The 25851-nt window shown below is 34.1% G+C and carries 23 protein-coding genes; 13 read left to right on the top strand and 10 right to left on the bottom strand.

Annotated elements, in window-relative coordinates; all coding sequences use genetic code 11:
• Positions 1-256 precede the first annotated feature (256 nt).
• The 3 genes from AC0608_RS04860 (at position 257) to AC0608_RS04870 (ending at position 4645) form a co-directional block, all read left to right on the top strand.
• Positions 257-3562, top strand: coding sequence for a TonB-dependent receptor (locus AC0608_RS04860; RefSeq protein WP_417959172.1), 3306 nt, complete (start codon positions 257-259; stop codon positions 3560-3562).
• A gap of 96 nt (positions 3563-3658) precedes the next feature.
• Positions 3659-4081, top strand: a complete 423-nt coding sequence (locus tag AC0608_RS04865; protein WP_417959173.1) for a hypothetical protein — start codon at positions 3659-3661, stop codon at positions 4079-4081.
• A 147-nt stretch (positions 4082-4228) separates the two neighbouring features.
• A complete protein-coding gene (locus AC0608_RS04870) occupies positions 4229-4645 on the top strand; it encodes a septal ring lytic transglycosylase RlpA family protein (RefSeq protein WP_417959174.1) in 417 nt (138 codons plus the stop codon).
• Here AC0608_RS04870 and AC0608_RS04875 read toward each other — a convergent pair whose 3' ends face one another.
• The gene (locus tag AC0608_RS04875; protein WP_417959175.1) at positions 4646-5113 is read right to left on the bottom strand and encodes a CYTH domain-containing protein; all 468 of its coding nucleotides are present in this window, start codon (positions 5111-5113) and stop codon (positions 4646-4648) included.
• 378 nt (positions 5114-5491) lie between these two features.
• Here AC0608_RS04875 and AC0608_RS04880 point away from each other — a divergent pair, with 378 nt between their 5' ends.
• The 3 genes from AC0608_RS04880 to AC0608_RS04890 all read left to right on the top strand — a co-directional run bounded on the left by AC0608_RS04880 (position 5492) and on the right by AC0608_RS04890 (position 9320).
• Positions 5492-7579 carry a transporter-like protein gene (locus tag AC0608_RS04880; RefSeq protein WP_478288312.1) on the top strand — a complete coding sequence of 696 codons (2088 nt, stop codon included), beginning with the start codon at positions 5492-5494 and terminating at the stop codon, positions 7577-7579.
• A 47-nt stretch (positions 7580-7626) separates the two neighbouring features.
• Positions 7627-8709 (top strand): DNA polymerase IV, encoded by a 1083-nt coding sequence (gene dinB / locus AC0608_RS04885; RefSeq protein WP_478288313.1) that lies wholly within the window; start codon positions 7627-7629, stop codon positions 8707-8709.
• Between the two features lie 95 nt (positions 8710-8804).
• On the top strand, positions 8805-9320 hold the full coding sequence (locus AC0608_RS04890; protein WP_478288314.1) for a PAS domain-containing protein: 516 nt from the start codon (positions 8805-8807) through the stop codon (positions 9318-9320).
• A 57-nt stretch (positions 9321-9377) separates the two neighbouring features.
• Here AC0608_RS04890 and AC0608_RS04895 read toward each other — a convergent pair whose 3' ends face one another.
• The 6 genes from AC0608_RS04895 to AC0608_RS04920 form a co-directional block, all read right to left on the bottom strand.
• On the bottom strand, positions 9378-10148 hold the full coding sequence (locus tag AC0608_RS04895) for a Bax inhibitor-1/YccA family protein (protein WP_417989755.1): 771 nt from the start codon (positions 10146-10148) through the stop codon (positions 9378-9380).
• Positions 10149-10313: 165 nt separating this feature from the next.
• Positions 10314-11744: a pyruvate kinase gene (pyk, locus tag AC0608_RS04900; RefSeq protein ID WP_417959180.1), complete on the bottom strand. Its 1431-nt coding sequence runs from the start codon at positions 11742-11744 to the stop codon at positions 10314-10316.
• Between the two features lie 5 nt (positions 11745-11749).
• Positions 11750-12238, bottom strand: coding sequence for an IPExxxVDY family protein (locus AC0608_RS04905; protein ID WP_478288315.1), 489 nt, complete (start codon positions 12236-12238; stop codon positions 11750-11752).
• Between the two features lie 114 nt (positions 12239-12352).
• Positions 12353-13093: a ribonuclease III gene (gene rnc / locus AC0608_RS04910; protein WP_417959182.1), complete on the bottom strand. Its 741-nt coding sequence runs from the start codon at positions 13091-13093 to the stop codon at positions 12353-12355.
• Positions 13094-13099: 6 nt separating this feature from the next.
• A complete protein-coding gene (fabF, locus tag AC0608_RS04915; RefSeq protein ID WP_417959183.1) occupies positions 13100-14353 on the bottom strand; it encodes a beta-ketoacyl-ACP synthase II in 1254 nt (417 codons plus the stop codon).
• Between the two features lie 181 nt (positions 14354-14534).
• Positions 14535-14771 (bottom strand): acyl carrier protein, encoded by a 237-nt coding sequence (locus AC0608_RS04920; RefSeq protein WP_007137004.1) that lies wholly within the window; start codon positions 14769-14771, stop codon positions 14535-14537.
• Between the two features lie 176 nt (positions 14772-14947).
• Here AC0608_RS04920 and purN point away from each other — a divergent pair, with 176 nt between their 5' ends.
• Together purN and rnhA are read left to right on the top strand one after the other, a co-directional pair.
• Complete coding sequence (purN, locus tag AC0608_RS04925; RefSeq protein ID WP_478288316.1) at positions 14948-15517, top strand: phosphoribosylglycinamide formyltransferase; 570 nt, start codon at positions 14948-14950, stop codon at positions 15515-15517.
• Positions 15518-15519: 2 nt separating this feature from the next.
• The gene (rnhA, locus tag AC0608_RS04930; protein ID WP_478288317.1) at positions 15520-15993 is read left to right on the top strand and encodes a ribonuclease HI; all 474 of its coding nucleotides are present in this window, start codon (positions 15520-15522) and stop codon (positions 15991-15993) included.
• 3 nt (positions 15994-15996) lie between these two features.
• On the opposite strand, the gene AC0608_RS04935 is transcribed toward rnhA, so the two are convergent.
• The gene (locus AC0608_RS04935; RefSeq protein ID WP_478288318.1) at positions 15997-16935 is read right to left on the bottom strand and encodes a hydrogen peroxide-inducible genes activator; all 939 of its coding nucleotides are present in this window, start codon (positions 16933-16935) and stop codon (positions 15997-15999) included.
• A gap of 100 nt (positions 16936-17035) precedes the next feature.
• On the opposite strand from AC0608_RS04935, the gene AC0608_RS04940 reads away from it, so the two are divergent.
• The 4 genes from AC0608_RS04940 (at position 17036) to AC0608_RS04955 (ending at position 22260) form a co-directional block, all read left to right on the top strand.
• On the top strand, positions 17036-18559 hold the full coding sequence (locus AC0608_RS04940) for a catalase (RefSeq protein WP_478288319.1): 1524 nt from the start codon (positions 17036-17038) through the stop codon (positions 18557-18559).
• Between the two features lie 63 nt (positions 18560-18622).
• Positions 18623-19138 carry an ankyrin repeat domain-containing protein gene (locus tag AC0608_RS04945; protein ID WP_478288320.1) on the top strand — a complete coding sequence of 172 codons (516 nt, stop codon included), beginning with the start codon at positions 18623-18625 and terminating at the stop codon, positions 19136-19138.
• 167 nt (positions 19139-19305) lie between these two features.
• Positions 19306-20229, top strand: coding sequence for a PfkB family carbohydrate kinase (locus AC0608_RS04950; RefSeq protein WP_417989760.1), 924 nt, complete (start codon positions 19306-19308; stop codon positions 20227-20229).
• Between the two features lie 132 nt (positions 20230-20361).
• The gene (locus tag AC0608_RS04955) at positions 20362-22260 is read left to right on the top strand and encodes an amidophosphoribosyltransferase (protein WP_478288321.1); all 1899 of its coding nucleotides are present in this window, start codon (positions 20362-20364) and stop codon (positions 22258-22260) included.
• 243 nt (positions 22261-22503) lie between these two features.
• Here AC0608_RS04955 and AC0608_RS04960 read toward each other — a convergent pair whose 3' ends face one another.
• Together AC0608_RS04960 and AC0608_RS04965 are read right to left on the bottom strand one after the other, a co-directional pair.
• Positions 22504-23112 carry a superoxide dismutase gene (locus AC0608_RS04960; protein WP_417989762.1) on the bottom strand — a complete coding sequence of 203 codons (609 nt, stop codon included), beginning with the start codon at positions 23110-23112 and terminating at the stop codon, positions 22504-22506.
• A 351-nt stretch (positions 23113-23463) separates the two neighbouring features.
• Positions 23464-24147, bottom strand: a complete 684-nt coding sequence (locus AC0608_RS04965) for a ComF family protein (RefSeq protein WP_417959193.1) — start codon at positions 24145-24147, stop codon at positions 23464-23466.
• Positions 24148-24244: 97 nt separating this feature from the next.
• Between AC0608_RS04965 and AC0608_RS04970 the strand changes: the two genes are divergently transcribed.
• Positions 24245-25786: a glycine--tRNA ligase gene (locus AC0608_RS04970; RefSeq protein WP_417959194.1), complete on the top strand. Its 1542-nt coding sequence runs from the start codon at positions 24245-24247 to the stop codon at positions 25784-25786.
• Positions 25787-25851: the final 65 nt, after the last annotated feature.

Raw genomic sequence — 25851 nt, forward strand, 5'->3', positions numbered from 1 at the left:
AAGTAACGCTGTTGTAATACTTTTTTAGAAGAAATTGGAGTGTGAGTTAAGGTAAAATTTCAACTTTTTTTATGAAAAAATTAATAAAAAATTAATATGATACCTAATAATAGGAGTTTTTAACAAAAAACAAGAAAAATCATTTAAAGTTAAAATTCCTATTTTGAAAAAGGATATCCTTAACATTATGTTAACTTTTTAAAGCAAAAATGTTTTATTTTTGCTGAAAATTAATAAACTAAACAAAAAAACAAAAATGAAAAGAATTATTTTTATTTTGATTATTTTTTTATCAGTTGTAGGTCATTCGCAGGTTACTAGTTCTGCTATGTCTGGTACTGTTAAATCAAATTCTGGAGAAACTCTTCCTGGAGCTTCAGTTGAGGTTGTTCATAAGCCTACAGGAACGAAATATTTTTCTACGACAAGTGCTAATGGAGGGTATGCAGTTCAAGGAATTAGACCAGGTGGTCCTTACACCGTAAAAGTAACTTACGTAGGTTATAAAACAACAGAAATTACTGAAATCAATGCACCTTTAGGAAATAATTTAACTGTAAATGTTGTAGTAGAAGAAGAATCAAATGCTTTGAATGAAGTAATTGTTTCTACAAAATCTAAAGGAAATTTTAATAAAGGTAGAACTGGAGCATCTCAACAATTCACAAATAGAGAAATTACAGCTATACCGGTAACAGGCGCACGTTCTATAAACTCAATTACAAAGTACAATGCCAATGCGGGTAGTAATGGTACTTTTGGAGGGCAAGATTCAAGATTAAACAATTTTTCTATTGATGGATCTGTTTTTAATAATGGTTTTGGTTTAGGTAGTGATTCACAAGCAGGAGGAAGAACAGGTTCAACAGCTATTTCTTTAGATGCAATCGAACAATTGCAAGTAAGTATAGCTCCTTATGATGTTCGTCAATCAGGATTTTTAGGATCTGGAATAAATGCAGTTACTAAGAGTGGAACAAACGAAGTGGAAGGATCAGTTTACCATTCATTCCGAAGCAATAAGAAAGACTTTATAGGAACTAAAGCAGGGGAAAGAACAGTAGTTCCTGGAAAATTTGAAGAAAAGATTTGGGGAGCCAGAATTGGTGCGCCAATCATTAAAGATAAATTATTTTTCTTTGGAAATTTTGAAACTATAGAAAACATAAGCCCGGCTACCACTTGGACTTCTACAGGTTCACCACAACCAAGTGCTCAAGTTTCGGCGCCTACTTATGCGCAAATGGAAACACTTTCTAATTTTTTAAGAGACAAGTTTAATTACACGACTGGGCCTTGGGAGAATTATGATGCAGAAAGAATTTCAAAAAAATTCCTTGCCAGAGTTGACTGGAATATTAATAGCAATCATCAATTGACGGCTCGTTATGTTTTTCATAACTCAAATTCTGATGAGCTGACATCAAACTCAAATTCATTAGGTTTTGGAAACAGAAGAACAAGTCCGCTTGCTATGTCTTTTAAAAACAGTGGTTATGTTATTTTAGATAATACGAGATCAGCAGTTTTAGAATTAAACAGTAAATTAAGTAATTCTTGGTACAACAACTTTATTGCGGGTTACGACAAACAAATTGAAGATAGAGCATTACAAGGTGGTGGTTTGTTCCCAACGATTGATATATTAAATGGATCAAACACATTTATTTCTGCAGGATTAGATCCATTCACACAAGGAAATAAATTGACATATTCTACTTTACATTTTACCAATAATTTGACTAAAACTATTGGAAAACATTCTTTATTGTTTGGTTCTAATTTTGAACATTTCAAATCTAGTAATTTGTTTTTCTCTGGTTCTAATGGTGTTTATGTATTTAATTCATTAACTGATTTTTATGCAGCGGCTAATCAATCAGCAAATACTGGAGGAGCGCCATCTACAACAGCACTTCCTGCACGTTTCCAATTTAGATATTCTGCATTGCCGGGAGCTCAAGAACCATTACAAGTATTTAAGTCTAATAAATTAGATTTGTATACTCAGGACGAAATGAAATTGAGTGATAGATTCAAATTAACAGTTGGTCTTCGTGCTTCAGCAGTTTGGTTTGCTGATACGGCTCTTGAAAATCCAGCAGTTACTGCATTAACTTTTGCACAAGGGCAAAAGTTTAATACTGGGGAGATGCCTGAAACGCAGTATTTGTTAGAGCCTAGAGTTGGTTTTAATTTAGATTTAAACGGTGATTCATCTACGCTTCTTCGTGGAGGTAGTGGTGTATTTACCGGTAGAGCACCTTCTGTTTATTTATCGAATGCGATTGGTAATAATGGAGTACTTACAGGATTTGTTGACGTGAGTGGTACAGCATTAGCATCAGGAGGATATGGTTTTACTCCAAATCCTAATGATTATTTTATTCCAAATACACCAACTCTTCCAACTACATTTGAATTGGCTTTCACCGATAAAAAATTTAAGTTTCCTCAAGTTTGGAAAACCAATGTTGCAGTTGATCAAAAACTTCCTTTAGGTTTTGTAGGTACAATAGAAGGGATTTTTCAAAGAAATATTAATGCGATCCATTATTACAATAGTAATTTTGATGCGCCTGTTGGAACTTTCAGTGGTCCGGATAACAGACCAAGATATGCGCGTACGGATGCGGGTGTTCGTGTAAATGACAATGTTTCAAGTGCGGTAGTTTTAACTAATACGGATAGAGGATATTTTTATTCTACAACTTTTAAATTAGAGTATCCATACAAAAAAGGTCTTTGGGGATCTTTTGCTTACACACATTCAAGTGCTAACGATTTATTATCTCCAGGTTCTATTGCTTCTGGTTCATGGACTGGTGCTAGATCTGTAAATGGAAATAACAATTTACCATTAGCATTGTCTAACAACAACACACCACATAGATTAGTTGGTATTTTAGGATACAAAATCGAATATGGTAAAAATGTTGGTGCGGCGACTTCAATCAACTTAGGGTATATTGGAGAGCAAGCAGGACCATTTTCGTACTCTTACGGAGGAGATATGAATGGTGATAGAGTAAACAATAATGACTTGATTTACGTTCCTAAAAATGGAAATGAGATTCGTTTTCAACCATTGCCAGTTACAAATGTTGTAAATGGAGTTAATGTTGTAACTACATATACTGAAGCACAACAACAACAAGCGTATGATTCTTACATCAGTCAAGATAAATATCTTTCTACAAGAAGAGGGCAGTATGCACAGAGAAACGGAGGGGTTTTACCTATGTTACATCGTTTGGATTTATCAGCAACTCAAGATTTTTATATTACAATCGCAGGAAAAAAGAACAATTTCCAATTCAGAGCAGATATCTTAAACTTTACCAATTTTATTAATAAAGATTGGGGAGTTACACAAAGGGTGACTAATGCAAATGTCTTGAATTACAGAACAGCTACTGTGAATGTACCGTTTTTCCAATTAGCAACTCAAGTAGAAGCTGATGGAAGTAGAATTTTAATTAAAGATACTTTCCAGAAAAATGCTTCAACTTTTGATGTTTGGCAAGCACAATTCACACTTAGATACATTTTTGGTAAATAAGCGTATTTTAAGCTATTGAATATTTAAAACCACGTTGAAAAGCGTGGTTTTTTTATGCCTTTTTTTCTTATATTTGTTAAAACAAAAATATTATTTATGTACGATTTTATTCAAAAATTTCATTCTGGATGGGCTTATTTAGCGCTTTTGGTATTAGTGGTTGCAGTGGTTAACTCCTTCATCGGATTGTTTTCTAAAAAAGAGTTCGCTTCAAAAGATCGAAAAATTGCATTGTTTGCTTTAATAGCAATCCACATCCAATTATTGATTGGTGTCATTTTATATTTTGTATCCCCGTTAGGTTTCGCTTCTTTAGGACAAATGGCGGATAAGGCATTACGTCTGACTTCATTGGAACATCCATTAATAAATATTATTGCAATTGTATTAATTACAATAGGTTGGTCTAAACATAAAAAAATAATTTCGAGTGAATCAAAATTTAAAACCTTTTCAATTTTTTATGGTTTAGGTTTAGTCCTTATTTTGAGTAGAATTCCATGGAATATCTGGTTATAAAAAACGAATTAAGCTCTAGAAATAGAGCTTTTTTTATCTAGGTATGGTTTTTGTAAAATAGATTCAACTAATACAATATATATGAAAAAATCAATTACTTTGTTTTTTTTACTGGCAGTCATTAGCTTAGTCAGTAGTCAAACTTCTATGAGCGATAGACAAAAAGCTTCCTTTCAAAGAGACTCTATCAAAAAGAGTAAAATGGCACCTGATATTGAAGAAAAAAGAATAGATTCTCTGGTTAATGTATTAGCGGTTTTCAAACCTTTCAAGAAAGAGGCTCATGCCTCTTATTATGCGGATAAGTTTAATGGGCGGAGAACCACTAGTGGCCGAAAATTTGATAATAATAAATACACGGCAGCACATAAAAAGTTACCCTTTGGGACTAAGGTAAGGGTGACTAATGAGAAGAACGGAAAATCTGTGGTTGTCGAAATAACAGATAGAGGACCTTTTGTAAAGTCTAGAGAAATTGATCTTTCAAAACGTGCATTTATGGATATTACGTCTAATAAAAGTAGCGGAGGAATGCAAGTGACCATAGAAATAATGGCAAAATAATTACCATTTTTTAAAAGGATTAGTACTTATATAGGCATTGTAGTACCGTACGTCTCCACTTACCTCTTGCCCGAGCCAATTTGGTTTTTCAAAGACATCGGTTTCTGAATCAAGTTCAATTTCGGCGATTAACAATCCTTCATTTTCGCCATGAAACTCATCCACTTCGATTATATGGTTTCCGCTTTTTATCTCAAAACGAGTTTTATCGATGACTCCTTTTTCACATAAAAGCAATAGTGCCTTAGCTTCGGTAACAGGAATTTCTTTTTCCCATTCAAAACGAGAGAGTCCATTACTATTAGAAGCGCCTTTTATAGTCAGATATCCTTTATTAGCTCTTATGCGTACACGTACTGTTCGCTCTGGAACGGAACTTAAATAACCTTGTGCAATAGGACTTTCTGCGAAAGCTTCTTTTTTGAACGAATCGTTTTTAACTAAAAATTTTCTTTCTATTTCAATCATTTCTTTGTTGTTTTTAAAATATCTTGAGCATTCATTTTGATAATCAGCTTTGGTTTTGCACGGATAAAAATTGTATTGGGAAAAGCTTCTGTAATCGCTTTTTTATATTAAAAAGAGGTTTTTTTAGTCTACTATTTTCAATTTATAGGATGAATGCCTTGCTCAAAGGTATCAAATATTTTACTTTTTGGGTTTACGCTTTATGTCCCTATTTTTAGAATTTAAATTTTGACTTGGATAGTCTTCTCTAAGCCAATAGAAAATAACAATTTAAAATAAAAAACTAAAAGTTTCGTGGTTTTTTGTAATCGCTATTTTATGAGTAAGTTGCTGAAAGTTCTTTTTTGATTTGTATTTTTACAAAAATTGAATGGAGTCATGATAGAATTTTTCAAAGTAAAATCAAAGTCAACACCAGCAGGAATACTAACTGAATTTTTTGGTGAAGCAGAATCTTGGCGAGAAACAAATGACAGTTTAGTACCCTTAATTGAGTTGATAAGGCTCATTCGCCCGTTGAAAGCTAAAAAAGTAGAAACGGTAGACTTACAAGAAATTATTTCTTTTCTAAAAGAAAATTATTCTTGTCGCAAACAGCTTTCCATTTACCTTAAAGAAATTTTAAAAGATAAAAAGTTCAATAAAATACTATCTGACGCAGCTATTCTACAAGATGTAGATTTTATTTTTGAAGTCAAAAAAAGAATTTTCGCGAAGGTTTTGCCCTATCAGCCTCAAATAAATACTTTAGAATACATTCTTAATCAGGTATTCTATTTAGCTACAGATACGATCTGGATGAACAAGATTCCGGTTGGTCAGTTGGAAGAATTATACAGTCTTCTAAAATTTAAATCCATTTATGAAAATCCGGTACAAAATTCAGCTTTGTCAGAATTGTTGTTTGCAATGTACCTAATCACTCAGCGCATTAGTGGGCGGGCTATGGAAACGGATGTAATCAAAATGGTACCCGAGTTTGATGATTATGCAAGCCCATTTTCTGCTTATGAAAAAGAATTATTTCATCTGGAAGATAAGATCAGAAATTCAGATAATCATTTTATTACTTCACATGATTTGTCTTATGCTCAGTTATTAGTTTTGCATAAACAATGTGAAAGTTTTGTCGACAAAGCGTTTCATAACAGTTCAAAGTATGGGATTTCGCTTCGTGTAAATCAAAACTTATTAAAAATAAGGCAACAATTAGATCGATTAAAGCATTTAATTCCGTTGTTAATAATAGATAAAGAGGAACAAAAAAGGAGTAATGCAATTGCATTAATGTTGCAGTTGATAAAATACAATTGTTACAAGAATAATGTTCGCAAATTCATTGGTGAAAGCACACAATTGATATCGTATGAAATAACACAGCATACAGCTAAAACGGGAGAACATTATATTACAGAAAACCGTCATGAATATTTTAAAATGTTCCGAACGGCATTAGGAGGTGGTTTGATAGTGGGTATTTTATGTGTTATTAAAGTAATGCTTGCTAAGGTGGATACCAGTTTTTTTGGACATGCGTTTCTTTATAGCGTAAACTACGCTCTGGGATTTATCACTATTTATCTATTAGGGTTTACTCTAGCAACAAAGCAACCGGCCATGACGGCTTCGGCATTGATTAAAGCGCTTGAAGAAGGGGGTTTAAAACAAGGTAAGGATTCCGAAAAATATAAAGCTTTTTCTATTCTTTTTGCACGTGTTTTTCGCTCTCAGTTCATTGCTTTTGTAGGCAATGTAATAATGGCTTTTCCAATATCATTACTTGGCATTTGGTTAATTGATTATTTTTTAGATTATAATATTGCCGCATCCAAGTGGGAAAGGTTGCTTATTGATTTAAGTCCAATACATTCATTGGCTATTTTTCACGCTGCTATTGCAGGAGTATTCCTGTTTCTATCAGGAATTATTTCGGGGAGTGTAGCTAACAGAGACAAACACAATCAAGTTTATTTCAGAATTATAGAGCATCCCTGGCTAAAAAGGAGTTTTGGAAAAACTAGCACTTTGAAGCTAGCTAAACTGTATGAAAAAAGATGGGCTGGTATTATTTCTAATTTTTGGTTTGGTATATTCATGGGGAGTACCGTTTCGATTGGGTTGTTCTTAGGATTAAACCTTGATGTCAGGCACATAACCTTTGGTAGCGGAAACTTAGCGTTGGGATTATATGGAGCAAATTATGAAGTAAGTGATTCCATGTTGTTTTGGGGAATTTTCGGAATAGGAATAATGGGATTGGTTAACTTTATGGTTAGTTTCAGTCTTTCTTTAGGTCTTGCATTCCGTTCTAGGGCCATCTCATTATTTGAATTACGATTTGTGATGATTTCTATTTGGATCCATTTTAAATCAAGACCTTTAAGTTTCTTTTTCCCCACAGAAGAGAAGCAAAAATCCATTGTAGTCAAAAATTATTTACATACTGAAGTGCCTAAAGATTTGTAAGTTGGTACAAGAGAGTCGAAAAAGGAGCGATTAATAATTTGTTTATCATGCAGGAATTAATTCCAAATAGAAAAATTATACACGTTGACATGGATGCTTTTTACGCTTCGGTGGAGCAAATGGATGATCCATCATTGCGAGGTAAGCCTATTGCGGTGGGAGGATCTGAAAATCGCGGGGTAGTGGCTGCTGCGAGTTATGAAGCCAGAAAATTCGGGGTTCGTAGTGCAATAAGTGGCATAATGGCCAAGAAAAATTGTCCCGAACTTATTTTTGTAAAACCAAGGTTTGATCGGTATAGGGAAATTTCGGATAAAATTCAAAAGATTTTTTATGAGTATACGGATTTGGTAGAGCCATTATCGCTCGACGAGGCTTATTTAGACGTTACTAATAATAAAAAAGGAAACCCAAGTGCTACTTTATTGGCTCAGGAAATACGGCAACGTATTTTCAATGAAGTAGGTCTGACTGCTTCGGCAGGAATATCGGTTAATAAGTTTGTCGCAAAAATCGCTAGTGATTTCAATAAACCTAATGGACAAAAAACTGTCACTCCAGATGAAGTTATTTTATTTCTGGAAGAATTACCCATTCGGAAATTCCATGGCGTAGGGAAAGTTACCACTGAAAAAATGTACCAGTTGGGTATTTTTACAGGAGTGGAACTAAAAGGGAAGTCCTTAGAGTTTTTGGAAAAACATTTTGGGAAATCAGGTAATTTTTATTTTAACGTGGTTCGAGGAATTCATAATAGTGAAGTGAAATCTAATAGGATTACAAAGTCAGTTGCTGCGGAACATACTTTTGATGTGAATCTGTCATCTGAAATTTTTATGATAGAAAAATTAGAAAGTATTGCGACTACCTTAGAAAAAAGATTAAAAAAACACAGTATAGCAGGAAAAACGATTACTTTAAAAATCAAATATAGTGACTTCACGCAACAAACTAGAAGTAAAACGTTACCCTACTTTATTTCAGATAAAGGATTAATTTTAGAAATCGTAAAGGAATTACTATATCAGGAGCGTATGAAGGATTCCGTCCGTTTACTAGGAATATCATTAAGTAACTTAAACATTGAGGAGAAGAAATTTGTGGTGGTGCAATTAAAATTTGATTTTTAATTTAGTGTTTGGTGCGTTCAACAATGGTTAAAGTCTTATAATTGTTATTTTATATTTGTAAATAAAATTACATTTGACTTTTAAATAGAAAAATCATGACTAATCTTAAACAATATGAAGATGCTATAGCTTTGTATCACAATAGCTTGAGTGTTAAAACGGTTCCCGTTTATTGCTGGGATTTTCACAATAATTTTTTAACAGCAGTAAAAAACTTTTTTTTGGATATAAACAAGCTCAATTCAATTGCTTCACAAAACAGGTGGATTCATAACAACTGGGATTTAAGAAACAGCCTTAAAGAAGAAGTAATAATTGTTACAGATGCTAAATTTAAGATCGTTTTTGCTTCACATAACATAGAAAAAATGAATGGATATGTGGAAGCCGAAGTTTTGGGGAAAAGTCCAAAAATGTTTCAAGGAAAGGCCACAAATCTAACCATTTCAAATGAGATCCGTAAGGCAATAGCAGACCAGGAGCCATTTGAGAAAACGGTTATGAATTATAAAAAAAACGGAGATATTTATGCCTGTTTGATAAAGGGATTTCCGGTTTTCAATATTAAAGGACAGCTAAGTCATTACATTGCTTTTGAAAAAGCTGCATAAAAAAGTAAAAACCTTTCCAATTAGAAAGGTTTTTACTTTTTTAATGAAACCATGCTATTAGTTTTTACTGTTCAATTTAGAAAGTAATCGTAAAAACTCAATATATAGCCATACCAGGGTAACCATTAATCCCATTGCTCCATACCATTCCATAAATTTCGGCATTTTTTGTTCAGCACCTTTTTCAATGCGATCAAAGTCTAAAAATAAATTTAAAGCCGCAATCACTATAACAAAAACGCTAATTCCAATACTCATCATGGAGTTGCCATAATGTACCGGTTCAAAACTAGTGAAAAGGGAAAACATCCACGATATAAGGTAGTACGTTGCGATGGCTAAAGTAGCAGCCACAACTACTGATTTGAATTGTTCTGTCACTTTTACAATTTTATATTTATACAGTCCCAGACAAATCATAAAAGTTATAAATGTTGCTCCAACGGCTTGGAGTACTATACCGGGATACATCGCTTCAAATATAGCAGAAATCCCACCTATAAATAAACCCTCAAACACCGCATAGCCGGGAGCTAAATACGGAGAATATTGTGGTTTAAATGCAGCAGTCACTACTAGAATGAGCCCAACAATAGCGCCTCCTATGGCCGGAACCATCGGGTTCATGCCATTAAACGTTAACCACCAGATTACTGTTGCAGAAGCGGTAAGGAGTAGAAATAAGATTAAACTCTTATTGATAGTGCCTGATAAAGTCATCTCGTCGTTATAATCAATAATCGTCGCTTGATGTATTTCCTCTTTTTTTGAGACTGCAGCCGAAAAAGTTTTGTTATTTAAAAATGGATTTTTTGAATTAAAACTCATGGTTGATATAATTTTTGTTATTCAAATGTAAATTTTATTTTGCAGAAGACTGTTTAATTGTTCTTAAATTTTTTGAAGTAAATAGAGTTTTTTATTTTCTGAAAAACAATAAATCCGTCTTGTTTATCTAACGAGACGGATTTATAATATTTGTTTAAATGGCTTTTATTCTATTTCAGAAACCCTTAAGGTATTAACCATTCCTTTGTCTTTAATTGGCATAGCTGCTAAGTTAATAAGATAATCCCCTTTTTGTACAAAACCTTTTTGTCGTACAATTTCGTTTATATCCGTTACTGTATCATCAGTACTTACTGTTTTTTCATAGAAGAACGATTTTACACCCCATAATAAATTAAGTTGAGTAAGGATTCTTTTGTTTGAGGTAAACACTAAAATATGTGCATTAGGTCTCCAAGCTGAAATTTGAAATGCGGTATAGCCACTATTTGTCAAGGTACAAATTGCTTTAGCTTTGATTACATTAGCCATGGTTGCAGCGTGATGACATATTGTTTTAGTAATAAAGCGTTTGGTTTTTATCTGTGGGGTATTTTGGGGTACTTGAATCAGTGGAGAATCTTCAACCGCTTCAATGATTTGTGTCATTTTTTGAATTACTTGAACGGGATAATTTCCAGTTGCTGTTTCTCCGGAAAGCATCACTGCATCTGCACCATCCATCACTGAGTTGGCCACATCATTTACTTCTGCACGAGTTGGCGTAAGGCTGGTGATCATTGTTTCCATCATTTGTGTAGCCACAATTACAGGAATACGAGCTGTTTTAGCTCTGCGAATCAATTCTTTTTGAACTAAAGGTACTTCATGAGCAGGAAGTTCAACACCTAGATCTCCACGAGCAACCATCAATGCATCACAATAGGCAACAATTTTGTCTATATTTTCTAACGCTTCCGGCATTTCTATTTTGGCAATGATTGGAATTTTATACTCAGAATGCTCTGCAATCAATTCCTGTAGGTCTTGTAAATCTCTTGGTGTTTTTACAAATGATAAGGCAATCCAGTCTACGTTTTGGCCAATCGCAAAAATTGCATCTGCAATATCTTTCTCCGTCAGTGCCGGTAGTGATATTTTTGTATTGGGTAAGTTAACGCCTTTTTTAGATTTTAATTCTCCTCCTTGAATTACTCTTGCAATAACTTCTGATTTTTTATCAGTCTCAACAATTTCGAAGATTAGTTTACCATCATCAAGTAATATTCTTTCCCCTGGATTTACATCATTTGGAAAGTTTTTGTATTTCATGAATACTTTTTTAGCGGTTCCAAGGATGTCCTCAGCAGTGGTAAATGTAATTAGGTCACCATCTCGTACTACAACTCCTTCTTCCATAATTCCTACACGAAGTTTTGGACCTTGTAGGTCACCCAGGATTGCTGTTGTGTAGCCAAATTCTTCATTAAGACCTCGTATCAGATTTATTTTCTCTTTCACATCTTCATAATCCGCATGCGAAAAATTTACTCGAAACACATTCACACCGGCGTCAATCATGTCTTTAATGATTTCTCTTGTACTACATGCTGGCCCAAGTGTGGCTACAATTTTAGTTTTTTTGTTTGTAAGCATTTGTATTAAAAAATTAAATTGTTTTTAGATTTTATTTTATTTGTATCTACTATGTAAACAGTTGATATGCTGTCTATGGTATTTAATAGGAGCTGAATTTTGGATACATCCATCGTATCGCCGTTATTTTCAATTTTCAAAAAATAATCCACTTTTTTAAATTCAGGTAGTAAAAAGACTTTTGTAGCTACTTCCATGGTTACATCTGAAAATAGATTTGTAGCGTTTCCTTTTTTATACTGGACGACCTCGTTTTTATTTTGAATTAAATTCCAGGAAATGCTACTTTCGATATTGTTATAATAAAATCTGGAAAAATTAGTTTCTCCTTCTTTTATATTGATTTGAATTTCATCGTCGCTTTTACTTAGATTTACAGGCAACTTTTGATTAATAAAAAATGCCAATCGATAGTCCTCTAAGGAAGTATGAATGGCAATAAGATAGTAATCTATTTCGTCAAATTCGCCAAGATCCAGTTTATGAACAGCCATTTCATGAAAAAATAAGATGTAAATATAGTATTTCTACTGAAGTATCAACTCCCCAAAACGGGATGTTTTTGTTAATTTATGAACGAAAACGATATAGTTTTATGAATATTGAAGTTATTTTCTATCCATTTTTTCTTGAAATGCAAAATAAGCGCGTTGGGATGCTTTTTCTTCGGCTTTCTTTTTAGAGGTAGCTCTTGCTTTTGCAATCACTTTATTGTCAATACTAAGTTTGACACCAAATAAGCGTTGTCCATCAATGGCATTGTCCTCAAAGATATCATAATGAAATATTTTTTTCTCTTTTTGGCACCACTCTATGACTAAACTTTTATAACTTATTACTTTTCCTTCAAGTCTGGCAATATCTACATAGGGAATGATAACTCTCTTTTGAATGAATTTTTCGCAATACGCATAACCTCCGTCTAAGTATATTGCTCCAACTAATGATTCAAAGATATTCCCATGTATGTTTTCGCCAAAATGCTGTAGTGGTACCTTGCTTTCTATGTATTGTACTAGATTTAGATCTTTACCTAATTCGTTTAAATGTTCTCGGCTAACAATTTTTGAACGCATTTTTGTTAAATAACCTTCGTCGCCTGCGGGGGCTTTACTGAATAAATGGGCAGCAATAACCGCACTTAGCATTGCATCACCTAAAAACTCTAATCGTTCATAATTGATTGGATTTCCTAAAACATCAAGACGATTGGAGGACCTATGGGTAAATGCTTTTTTATAATAATCAAGATTTATAGGAGAAAACCCTAAAATTTTCTGAATAGAATCAAAAAAAATCCCGTCTTCTGGAGAACGGGATTTTGAAAATATTTTTTTGATTATACGCATATAGAATTAAAGTTCTAATTTTTTTACCAATACACAAGCATTGTGACCTCCAAAACCGAAAGTATTACTCATAACCACATTCATCTCTCTTTTCTGCGCTTTATTAAATGTGAAGTTGAGCTTAGAATCTATGTTTTCATCATCAGTAAAATGATTTATTGTAGGAGGTACTATTCCGTGTTTTAACGAAAGGATCGAAGAAATTGTTTCGACCGCTCCAGCTGCTCCAAGTAAATGGCCCGTCATGGATTTAGTTGAATTTAAATTCATGGTATAAGCATGTTCGCCAAAAACATGTAATATCGCCTTAGATTCTGCCATATCACCAAGAGGTGTTGAAGTTCCGTGCATGTTTACACCGTCAACATCAGTCGCTTGTAAACCAGCATCTCTCAAGCAGTTTAACATTACATTTTTAGCGCCAAGTCCTTCAGGATGCGGAGCAGTAATGTGATACGCATCTGCTGACATACCGCCACCGCCTATTTCACAATAAATTTTAGCACCACGAGCGATTGCATGTTCGTACTCTTCTAGTACTAATGCTCCAGCGCCTTCGCCCAAAATAAAGCCATCTCTGTCTTTATCCATCGGTCTAGAAGCTGTTTTAGGATCATCATTTCTTGTTGATAAAGCGTGCATGGCATTGAAACCACCCATGCCGGCAATTGTTACTGCAGCTTCAGAGCCACCCGTAACCATAGCATCTGCATGGCCTAACCTGATATAATTGAACGCATCAATAATAGCATTTGTAGAAGAAGCACAAGCAGAAACAGTTGTGAAGTTTGGACCTCTAAATCCGTATTTTATTGAAATATGGCCACCCGCAATATCAGAAATCATTTTTGGAATAAAGAAGGGATTAAATTTTGGTGTTCCATCTCCAGCTGCAAAGTTCAACATTTCAATTTGAAACGTTTCCAGTCCGCCTATTCCAGAACCCCAAATAACACCTACTCTGTCTTTGTCTAATTTTTCAAAATTAAAACCAGCATCAAGTACAGCTTCATCAGACGAAACCATTGCATATTGAGCATAGCGATCCATTTTTCTGGCTTCTTTTCTGTCTAAAAAATCTTCTGCATTGAAGTTTTTTAATTCGCAGGCAAAATGAGTCTTAAATTTTGAAGCATCAAAATAGGTTATTGGAGCTGCACCGCTAACGCCGTTAATAAGCCCGTTCCAATATTCTTCAATGTTATTTCCAATGGGTGTGAGAGCGCCTAAACCTGTTACAACAACTCGTCTTAATACCATAAATTCTTTATTTTTGTGTTCTTTAAACAAATAAAACCCATGCTTTCTTTATTGTATAACTATTACAAAAGAGCCATGGGTAATACAATAAATATAATTTTGATTGAAATACAATCTCGAATTTAATTTTAAAAAAAATAATAACACCCGTTTACAAAACTGTAAACGGGTGTGTACTTTATTATTTTTTAGCTTCCTCGATGTAAGAGATTGCTTGACCTACAGTAGCGATGTTTTCTGCTTGATCGTCTGGAATTTGAATGTCAAATTCTTTTTCGAATTCCATAATAAGCTCAACAGTGTCTAATGAGTCAGCTCCTAAATCATTAGTGAAGCTTGCTTCTGTTACAACTTCGTTTTCGTCAACACCTAATTTGTCTACGATAATCGCTTTTACTCTTGATGCAATGTCTGACATAATCTTTAATTTTAGAATTTAATTTGTTGGCAAAAATAAAAAACTTTATTTTAAAACAACTATTTAGTTAATAAATGTGAGATCTAATTTATGAAATTTATTTTAACAAAGCTGGTGCAATGTTATTTATTTTCATTTTTTATGCCTTTTTTTGTACCATTAAAACATGTTAGGTTATGAAAAAAATTATGATTTTTGCCTCTGGATCGGGTACTAATGCTGAAAACATCATAAAGTATTTTGAAAAAACAAAAACAGGAAGTGTTGTGGCGGTCTTTACAAATAACCCAACTGCTCGTGTGCTAGAAAGAGCTAAAAACTATGATTTACCAACAGAGGTTTTCTCAAAAGAACAACTTTTTGAAGGTGAAGTACTACAAAAAGTAAATGTAATTCAACCTGATTTGATAATTTTAGCGGGATTCTTATTAAAATTCCCTGAAAATATCATTACTGCCTATCCCCATAAGATAATAAATATTCATCCTGCATTGTTGCCAAAATATGGAGGAAAGGGGATGTATGGAATGCATATTCACAGAGCAATTGTTGGGAATAAAGAAAAAGAAACCGGAATTACGATTCATTATGTTAATGAAAATTATGACGAGGGAAACATTCTTTTTCAAAAAAACATAATTTTATCAGGACATGAAACTCCTGAAGAAGTTGCCCAAAAAATTCATGAATTGGAACAAAAGTATTTTCCGGAAGTGATTGAAAGACTATTAATGCATAATTTATAATTTTGAATTCTCACGACGTACACATCTACACAGACGGGGCTGCTAAGGGTAATCCAGGTAACGGTGGTTATGGAGTAGTAATGGAATGGGTTGGAAAACCCTATAAAAAAGAATTCTATGAAGGGTTTCGTAGAACGACAAATAACAGAATGGAATTGCTGGGAGTAATTGTGGGTCTCGAAAAACTAAAAAATCCAAATACTAGGGTATTGGTGATTTCTGATTCTAAATATGTGGTCGATTCAGTAGAAAAAAAATGGGTTTTGGGCTGGGAAAAAAAAGGATTTACAGATCGGAAAAATGCTGATTTGTGGAAACGATTTTTAATTGTTTATCGAAAACACAAAGTAGATTTTAAATGGATCAAAGGGCATAATAATCATATTCAAAACGAAAGATGTGATGCCCTAGCTGTAATGGCTTCCATGCAAAAACACCTTTCAATAGATGCTTTTTATGAAAGTACGTGTGAATGATCGTTATATTTGAGTTATTGCTAATTCGCTTTTTTTAAATTTATTCGAAATTAATTTTTTGTTTATTGTACTTTGAATAATTTTGGCGAGCGCTTCTATTGTTCGGATTTTGGCATAGGGACGGTGGTAAATAATACTCATTTCACGCACTGGAATGGGCGCGTTAAAAAAACTGACTTGTTTTTTCCTTTCGAGAGAAAGCGTGTTGTAGTATAATTCCGGAATCAAAGTTAATCCGCCAAACTCGTCAATCATATTCAATAAAGTATCAAACGAACTGGCTTCTAATTTTAAATTTCCAATCATTTTCTCTTTTTTCTTTAAAGAACATAATTTAATAAATTGCTCTCTCAGGCAATGCCCTTCCTCTAAAAGCCAGATTTTATGATTTCTAATTTCATCGGGTAAAATGTAGTTTTGCACCGGATCAATATCGCCATACACCATTAAAGTTTCATAAAACAAAATGATATCTTCAATTTCGGGTTCGTGTAAGGGTGTTGCAACGATTCCCATATCAAGTTGGCCTTCCTTCAACTGTTTTGTAATGGAATTAGTTGTTAATTCTGAGATTTCTAGTTTTAAATCAGGATAATTTTCTAAAATAGGTTTTATGATTTTTGGTAGTAAGGAGTTCGCAATTGTAGGGATGATTCCAATTCTAATCTTCCCTTCAATTTTTCCATTAACCTTTTTTGCGTTGTCTTTTAAAAGTTGGCTATGAAGAACTACTTTTTTGGCATTTTCAACTGTTTCAAGTCCAATTTCGGTAGTTTCTGTTGGGTTTTTTTTTCGATCAAAAATGATTATTTCAAGCTCTTCCTCTAATTTTTTGACCATTGTGCTTAGAGTAGCTTGGGTAACATTGCAATATTCAGCAGCTTTTGTAAAGTTTTTTAATCGATCTACTGCAATTATGTATTCTAATTGTTGGATGTTCATGTATATAGACGTTGTCAATGACAAAGATATAAAATTTCAGTTATGTCAATATGTTTTTTGTCAATATTTTTGCAATGATAAATAAATTAAAAAAAGTTTTATGAAACAAAAAGCATTCGTGTTATCATTAGCCATAGTGATAACTCAGCTAACATTTGGTCAAACCTTGACTACAAATTCTGGAGCTCCAGTAGGAGACAATCAAAATTCAAAAACAATAGGGCAAGACGGACAAGTCCTGCTTGAAGATATACATTTGATTGAAAAACTAGCAGCCTTTGACCGGGAGCGTATTCCGGAAAGAGTGGTTCATGCTCGAGGAACGGGTGCTTTTGGAGAATTTGTGGCAACTTCTGATTTTTCGGATGTTACTATGGCAGATTTTTTAAACAAAGCAGGTAAAAAAACATCTCTACTGGTTCGTTTTTCAACTGTAACACACCAAGCGGGTTCTCCAGAAACGTACCGTGACCCTCGAGGTTTTGCTGTTAAATTTTACACTGAACAAGGGAATTATGATTTAGTAGGAAACAATTTGCCTGTTTTTTTTATTCGTGATGCGATGAAGTTTCCGGATATGGTTCATGCCTTTAAACCGTCCCCAATAACAAATGGCGCATCAGATCCGAATCGAGTATTCGATTTCTTCTCCAATATTCCAGAATCAACACACATGTTGACTTGGGTATTTTCTGATTACGGAATCCCTGCAAATTTTCGCCAAATGGAAGGCAATGGAGTACATGCATACAAATGGGTAAATGCGAAAGGAGAAGTCACCTACGTAAAATACAAATGGGTTCCACAGCAAGAAGTGCGTAATTTATCACAAGCCGAAGCCAATGCAATTCAATCCACACAAATTGAACATGCCACTTTGGATTTGCGTAATGAAATTGAAAAAGGGAATTTTCCAAAATGGGATTTGTATGTTCAAATGTTGAAAAAAGAAGACTTTTTGGTTTTGGATTTTAATGCTGTTGATCCTACTAAAATTTGGCCTGAAAAAATTGCTAAACTGATCAAAGTAGGAACGATGACTTTGAATCAAAATCCTTCCAATTATTTTCAACAAATAGAGCAAGCGGCATTTTCACCCGCAATTTTGGTTCCGGGAATTGAGCCTTCCGAAGATAAATTATTGCAAGGGAGATTGTTCTCGTATTCTGATACACAACGCCATCGTTTAGGAGGTAATTTTCAACAAATTCCTGTAAACATGCCTAAAAATGCAGTTACAACATACAATGAAAATGGGTATATGTCATTGCGTCCTCAAACGGGTGATGTGAATTATCAGCCTTCAACAAATAAACCGGAGGTAAAGGATGATGTAAAATTTAAATATTCAAAGTCAGAATTTGTTAACGTAACAACAGCTCAAGCAAAAATTTCGAAACCAAATGATTTTGCTCAGGCAGGCGATTTGTATCGTAGTTTTTCTAAAAAAGATCAAGATGCGTTAATCTATAATTTATCTGGAGCATTGAAACAAGTGAAAAATAAAGTGATTGTTGCTAAAATGATTGCTCATTTTTACCAAGCGGACAGTGAATACGGAATGCGTTTAGCAAAAGAACTTAAAATGGATCGTAAAGAGATAGAAACTTTAATGATGCAATAATTGTAAGAAAAATTAACAAAGGAGCGTTTTTTAGCGCTCCTTTGTTATTTAAATTTTAAAAAAATGAAAAAAATAATTTCCATATTAGTAGTTTTAATTTCTGGTTTTTTGAATGCGCAAAACACAGCTGTTTTTGAGGCGGCAAGAACGAATGATGTAAAAACGATTGAAAGCTTTGTACAAGAAGGGAATGATATAAATTCATTAAATTCTTCTGGTTATAGTTTACTTATTCTATCTGTTTACAATAATAATTATGATGTTGTAGCCTATTTGATTTCGCAAAAAGCAAATTTAGATATTCAGGATTCCTCTGGTAATTCTGCTTTAATGGGTGCGTGTTTCAAAGGGTATTCTTCTTTAGCAGAATTGTTGTTGGAACACAAAGCGAGTCCAGATTTAGTAAATTATAATAAGGCCAATGCGTTGTTTTTTGCTGCCACTTTTGGTCAGGAAAAATGTGTAGAAATTTTGTTGAAATATAAAATCAATACGCATCAAAAGGATATTTTTGGAAAAACGGCTTTGGATTATGCAGTGAATCAAGAAAATGAGGCTATTATTTCCTGGTTGAAATAAAGACATTTTCATTAGATCTGTAGATTGTAAATAATGAGATTTTTAATTATTTACAATGTAAATTATTAAAAAGCGAATGGTTTAAATTAGTAAAATTTTACAATTGAGACCCGTTGCAATTTTACAACTTATAAACTATCTTTGCGCCTTAATTCGAAACTCATAAAATGAATAAATTATTGATTGTTGGAAGCGTTGCTTTTGATGCCATAGAAACGCCTTTTGGTAAAACGGATAAAATTTTAGGTGGAGCTGCACCTTATATAGGACTTTCGGCTTCTTTTTTTAATTTACAATCTGCCATAGTTTCTGTAGTTGGCGATGATTTTCCACAAGAATATTTAGATTTATTAACAGCAAGAAACATTGATATCTCTGGACTTGAAGTAGTAAAAGGTGGGAAAACGTTTTTTTGGAGCGGGCTTTACCATAATGATTTGAATTCAAGAGATACATTGGCAACGGAACTTAATGTTTTGGGTGATTTTCAACCGAAAGTCCCTCAGAATTTTAAAAATGCCGATATAGTGATGCTAGGAAATTTACATCCATTAGTACAAAGTAGTGTAATTGACCAAATGGAAACGAAACCAAAATTAGTAGTGCTAGACACTATGAATTTTTGGATGGATTGTGCTTTGCCCGAATTATTGGATGTGATGAAACGTGTTGACGTAATTACAATCAATGACGAAGAAGCAAGACAACTTTCGGGAGAATATTCACTAGTGAAAGCGGCTGCTAAGATCCAGGATATGGGGCCTAAATATGTAGTAATTAAAAAAGGCGAACACGGAGCACTTTTGTTTCATAATAAAGAAGTTTTCTTTGCACCAGCACTGCCATTAGAAGAAGTTTTTGATCCAACAGGAGCAGGAGATACTTTTGCAGGAGGTTTTGCAGGATATTTAACACAGAGTGAAAACATATCTTTTGAGAACATGAAAAATGCGGTTATATACGGTTCTAATTTAGCTTCCTTTAGTGTTGAGAAATTTGGAACGGAACGGATGGTTAATTTAAACAAAGAGGAAGTTGTGTCAAGATTGCAACAATTCAAATCATTGACACAGTTTGACATAGAATTATAATGCATGAAAACCTCGGAAACGGGGTTTTTTTTGTTAAAAAAATATAAGGTATAGCATCTGGTTTGATTATTGTCATACATACAAATTAGTCAAATTCATTTTTAGAATAACACAACAACAAACAACAACACAATGAGCGACGCTTTACAACATGAATGTGGAATAGCACTAGTTAGACTACTCAAACCGCTTGAATTTTACAAAGAGAAATACGGAACGGCTTTTTACGGAATACAAAAAATGTATCTCCTTATGGAAAAGCAGCACAATCGCGGGCAAGACGGAGCAGGTTTTGCAAGTATTAAAATGGATGTTGAACCTGGGGAGCGGTATATTAGTCGCGTGCGATCCAATCATTCGCAGCCCATTCAAGATGTATTTAAACAAATAAATGAAAGAATAAATGAGGAGATGGCAGCTCATCCGGAGTATGCGGATGATGTAGCGCTTCAAAAAGAGAATATTCCGTACTTAGGAGAGTTGTTTTTGGGCCATGTGCGCTATGGAACTTTTGGAAAAAATAGTATCGAAAGCGTTCATCCGTTTTTGCGTCAGAGCAATTGGATGCATCGTAATCTGATATTGGCAGGGAATTTCAATATGACCAATGTGAAAGAACTTTTTCAAAATTTGGTAGAATTGGGTCAGCATCCAAAAGAAATGGCAGATACAGTGACCGTTATGGAAAAAATAGGACATTTTTTGGACAAAGAAGTGATGCAGTTGTATCAGGATTGTAAAGAAGAAGGTTTGTCTAAAAGAGAAGCTTCTCCTGTAATTGCCGAGCGCTTGGATATTGCTAAAATTTTGAGACGTTCTTCTAAAAATTTAGATGGGGGATATGCTATGGCTGGACTTTTAGGACATGGCGATTCATTTGTCTTTAGAGATCCTGCCGGGATACGTCCCGCTTATTTTTATCAAGATGATGAAGTAGTTGTTGTTGCTTCTGAAAGACCGGTTATACAAACCGTTTTCAACGTGCCTTTCGAAAAAGTACAAGAAATAGAACCTGGAACGGCATTAATAATTAAAAAAAATGGCACGGTTTCAATGGAAGAGATTCTTCCTCCAACAGTAAAAAAAGCCTGTTCTTTTGAACGAATTTATTTCTCTAGAGGAAGTGATGCAGAAATATATCAGGAGAGAAAAACATTAGGGAAGCTTATCTTACCCGCTGTTTTGGACGCTATTGATGAGGATACGGACAATACTGTTTTTTCTTATATTCCAAATACTGCCGAGACCTCTTTCTACGGTTTAGTAGAAGCAGCTCAAGATTTCCTGAATCAAAGAAAAAACAATTATATTCTTCAGAATAGAAATACCTTGACTAAGGAATCATTACAAGAGCTCCTGTCTGTAAAAATACGTACCGAGAAAGTAGCGATTAAAGATGCAAAACTAAGAACATTTATTACAGAGGATAGTAGCCGTGATGATTTGGTTGCCCATGTGTATGATGTTACATATGGTGTGATAAAGCCAACGGATAATTTAGTAATTATCGATGATAGTATTGTTCGAGGTACAACCCTCAAAATGAGTATTATCAAAATGATGGATCGTTTGAATCCAAAACGAATTGTTGTAGTGTCCTCTGCGCCACAAATACGCTATCCGGATTGTTATGGAATTGACATGGCAAAATTAGAAGGATTAGTAGCTTTCAAAGCCGCTTTAGAATTGCTAAAAGAAAGAAACTTGTACCATATTGTTGATGAAGTATATGTGAAATGTAAAGCACAGGAAAACTTCAATGACACTGAAGTGGTCAATTATGTAACAGCAATATACGCACCTTTTCAACCACAAGAAGTTTCGGATAAAATTGCACAAATGTTAAGTTCTACGGAGATAAAAGCCGAAGTAAAAATAATATTTCAAACGGTAGATGATTTGCATACTGCCTGTCCAAAAAATTTAGGAGATTGGTACTTTACCGGTGATTATCCTACTCCAGGAGGCAACCGAGTGGTAAATCGTGCATTCATGAATTTTTATGAAGGGAAAGATGCAAGAGCCTATTAATAATTGGAACTGATTGGTTTTTAATCGGTTTTCTAAGTTATTCATCTAATTTATTTGGCAGCAACGAAGAACTAGTATAATTTTGACTCACCATAACATTAGTAGGTTAAATTTATGGTAGATTTGGGGCAAAAAAGGTGGAAGAGATTCCACCTTTTTTATTGGAATAAAGTGAAGAAATGCCATAAAAAAAGCGCCGATTTCTAAATTTGAAATCGGCGCTTTTGTGTAAAAGAGAAAAGATTATTTCTCTAAGGCATATCTTCTAGCAACTTCCGTCCAGTTAATTACATTGAAAAAAGCTTCGATATAATCGGGTCTTCTGTTTTGATAATGCAAATAGTAAGCATGTTCCCAAACATCCATTCCTAAAATTGGAGTTCCAGCACAACCTACACCGGGCATTAATGGATTGTCTTGATTAGGCGTACCGCAAACGTCTACTTTACCGCCTTTGTGAACGCAAAGCCAAGCCCATCCAGAACCAAATTGTGTTGCTCCTGCTTTGCTAAACTTTGCTTTAAATTCTTCAAAAGTTCCAAAAGCAGCTTCAATTGCAACTAGTAAATCTCCAGTAGGAAGTCCGCCTCCGTTTGGAGTCATTACGTTCCAAAACAAGTTGTGGTTGTAAAAACCACCACCATTGTTACGAACAGCTGCGTTTTTCATATCAAGATTAATCAATATATTTTCAATTGTCTTGCCTTCCATATCTGTACCAACAATTGCAGCATTTAGATTGGTTGTGTACGCATTGTGATGTTTAGAATGGTGAATTTCCATTGTACGCGCATCAATATGAGGTTCTAATGCGTCATACGCATAAGGTAATTGTGGTAATTCAAAAGCCATAATATGATTGTTTAAATGATTTATAAAAATTTTTATTCAAATTTAAACATTAAACTTTGGAAACGGAAATTCTATTTGGTTATAATTTCATTAAATTAATTTGATGGCGTACTGTTTGAACTGGTAACAAACTTGTTTTCAGGAGTTATTCACTTTGTCAGTTCGTTTTTGCGCGTGCTGCTTCTCGCTTTAAACTTTTTAGTCGCCCAAAAGACGGATGAAAAATTCTTCTACTTCTTAAGAGGTTCCTGGAGCTCCTTGTAGAATTAAAGTTAGGAGAACTCATGAGTGCTAAAAAACTTCATGCTTTAAATTGTAACTCGATTTTGAATACATGTATTTAGTCCCGAGTTACGATTGCGCCATCGCCATACAAACAATGCTAATTTTGGCACCGGGGATTTTAAGTAAAACTTTGGAACAAGCTTCTAATGTAGCTCCGGTAGTGATAACATCATCAATTAACAGGAAATGTTTGTTGTAGTCTTTTTTAGTAAACACAACATCAAAAATCATTTCGATTCCTTCGGTTCTTCCTAATAAATTTTTCTTAGATTGGGTTTTTGAATATACCTTTCTAATCAACAGTGAATCATTGTATCCGACTTTTAAAACCGAAGAAAGTGCTTTTCCAAAAGCGGTAACTTGATTGTATCCTCTTTCTTTTAACTTTTTTCGGTGTAATGGAACTGGAATAATCTGATCTACCGATTCTAATAATTTGATTTTCTTTAAATCCTGAGCATACCATTCGCCTAAAATTGTTCCTATTTCCTCATGCCCTTTGTATTTTAAATTATGAATAAGTTCTTGGACAATTCCTTTTTTATGGAAATAAAATAATGCCGAGGTATGTTGTACCGGAATCCGTCCGTAAAATTTTTTGAAAGCATCGTTTTCAGGGTTCAAATGGTGATTGGTCAGTGGAATCTCGTGTCTGCAAACCGTACAAATCACATTTTCATTTACCAGTAGAAAGGAGTTACAGCCGGAACAGACTTTTGGAAAAAATAAATTTATAAGGCTTTCAAACATCTAATCAGGGATTTATTTATAAAAATAAACAAATCAATGCTTCAATCTTTAACAATTTTCTTTTTTTTAAGTTCACTTTTTATATTTTTGCATCATTATGGCAAAACAAGAAGATTTATTTAAGAATGTAATTTCGCACGCAAAAGAATATGGATTTATTTTTCCGTCAAGCGAAATTTACGATGGTTTAAGTGCAGTCTATGATTATGCACAAAACGGAGTAGAGTTAAAAAAGAACATACGCGAATACTGGTGGAAAGCAATGGTTCAAATGAACGATAACATCGTAGGTCTTGATGCGGCAATATTGATGCACCCAACTACATGGAAAGCTTCAGGTCACGTAGACGCCTTTAATGATCCATTGATTGATAACAAAGATTCAAAAAGAAGATATAGAGCGGATGTTTTGATTGAAGATTATGCCGAAAAGCTGAATCAAAAAGCAGTCAAAGAAATCGAAAAGGCAAGAACTCGGTTTGGGGATGCGTTCAACGAACAGGAATTTATAACTACAAATGCCCGTGTAATTGAATATAAAGCTAAAGAAAGAGAAATTCTGGAGCGAATGGCGCGTTCACTTGGCAACGAAGACTTGGAAGATGTGAAAGCATTAATTGAAGAATTGGAAATTGCTTGTCCGGAATCAGGTTCCAGAAATTGGACTGAGGTGCGTCAATTCAATTTGATGTTTGGTACAAAATTAGGAGCATCAGCTGATTCTGCAATGGATTTGTATTTGCGTCCGGAAACGGCTCAAGGTATTTTTGTAAATTTCTTAAATGTCCAAAAATCAGGACGAATGAAAGTTCCTTTTGGAATCGCACAAACCGGAAAAGCGTTTAGAAATGAAATTGTTGCCCGACAATTTATTTTCCGTATGCGGGAGTTTGAACAAATGGAAATGCAATTTTTTGTACGTCCAGGCGAAGAAATGAAGCATTATGAATTTTGGAAAGAAGCTCGTTTAAAATGGCATTTATCACTTGGTTTAGGAAGAGAAAATTACCGTTTCCACGATCACGAAAAATTAGCACATTATGCCAATGCAGCTTCTGATATTGAATTTAATTTTCCTTTTGGATTCAAAGAATTGGAAGGGATTCACTCTCGTACCGATTTCGATCTGAAAGCACATGAACAATTTTCAGGACGAAAACTTCAGTATTTTGATGCCGAATTGAATCAAAATTATGTGCCTTATGTAGTGGAAACTTCTGTAGGATTGGACAGGATGTTTTTGGCAGTTTTTGCAACTTCATTAAAAGAAGAAACGCTTGAAGATGGCTCCACAAGAACGGTTCTGAAATTGCCTTCGGTTCTGGCTCCAACTAAAGCGGCAATTTTGCCATTGGTAAAAAAAGATGGACTGCCAGAAATCGCGCATAAAATCATTGACGATTTACGTTGGGATTTTAGCGTGACGTATGATGAAAAAGATGCTGTTGGAAGGCGTTATAGAAGACAAGATGCATTGGGAACTCCATTTTGTATTACGGTAGATCATCAAACTATCGAAGATCAAACGGTAACGATTCGTCATAGAGATACGATGAAACAAGACCGTGTAGCGATCGAAGACTTGAAATCAATTATAGAAAATGAGGTTTCAATAAAAAACTGGTTGATGAAAATGTAATAAATAAGTATACTCGATTATGTGTTAAATCGTTTGTTTAATACGAAAGGCTTCTCGATTCGAGA

Source organism: Flavobacterium sp. GNP008, assembly GCF_056428965.1.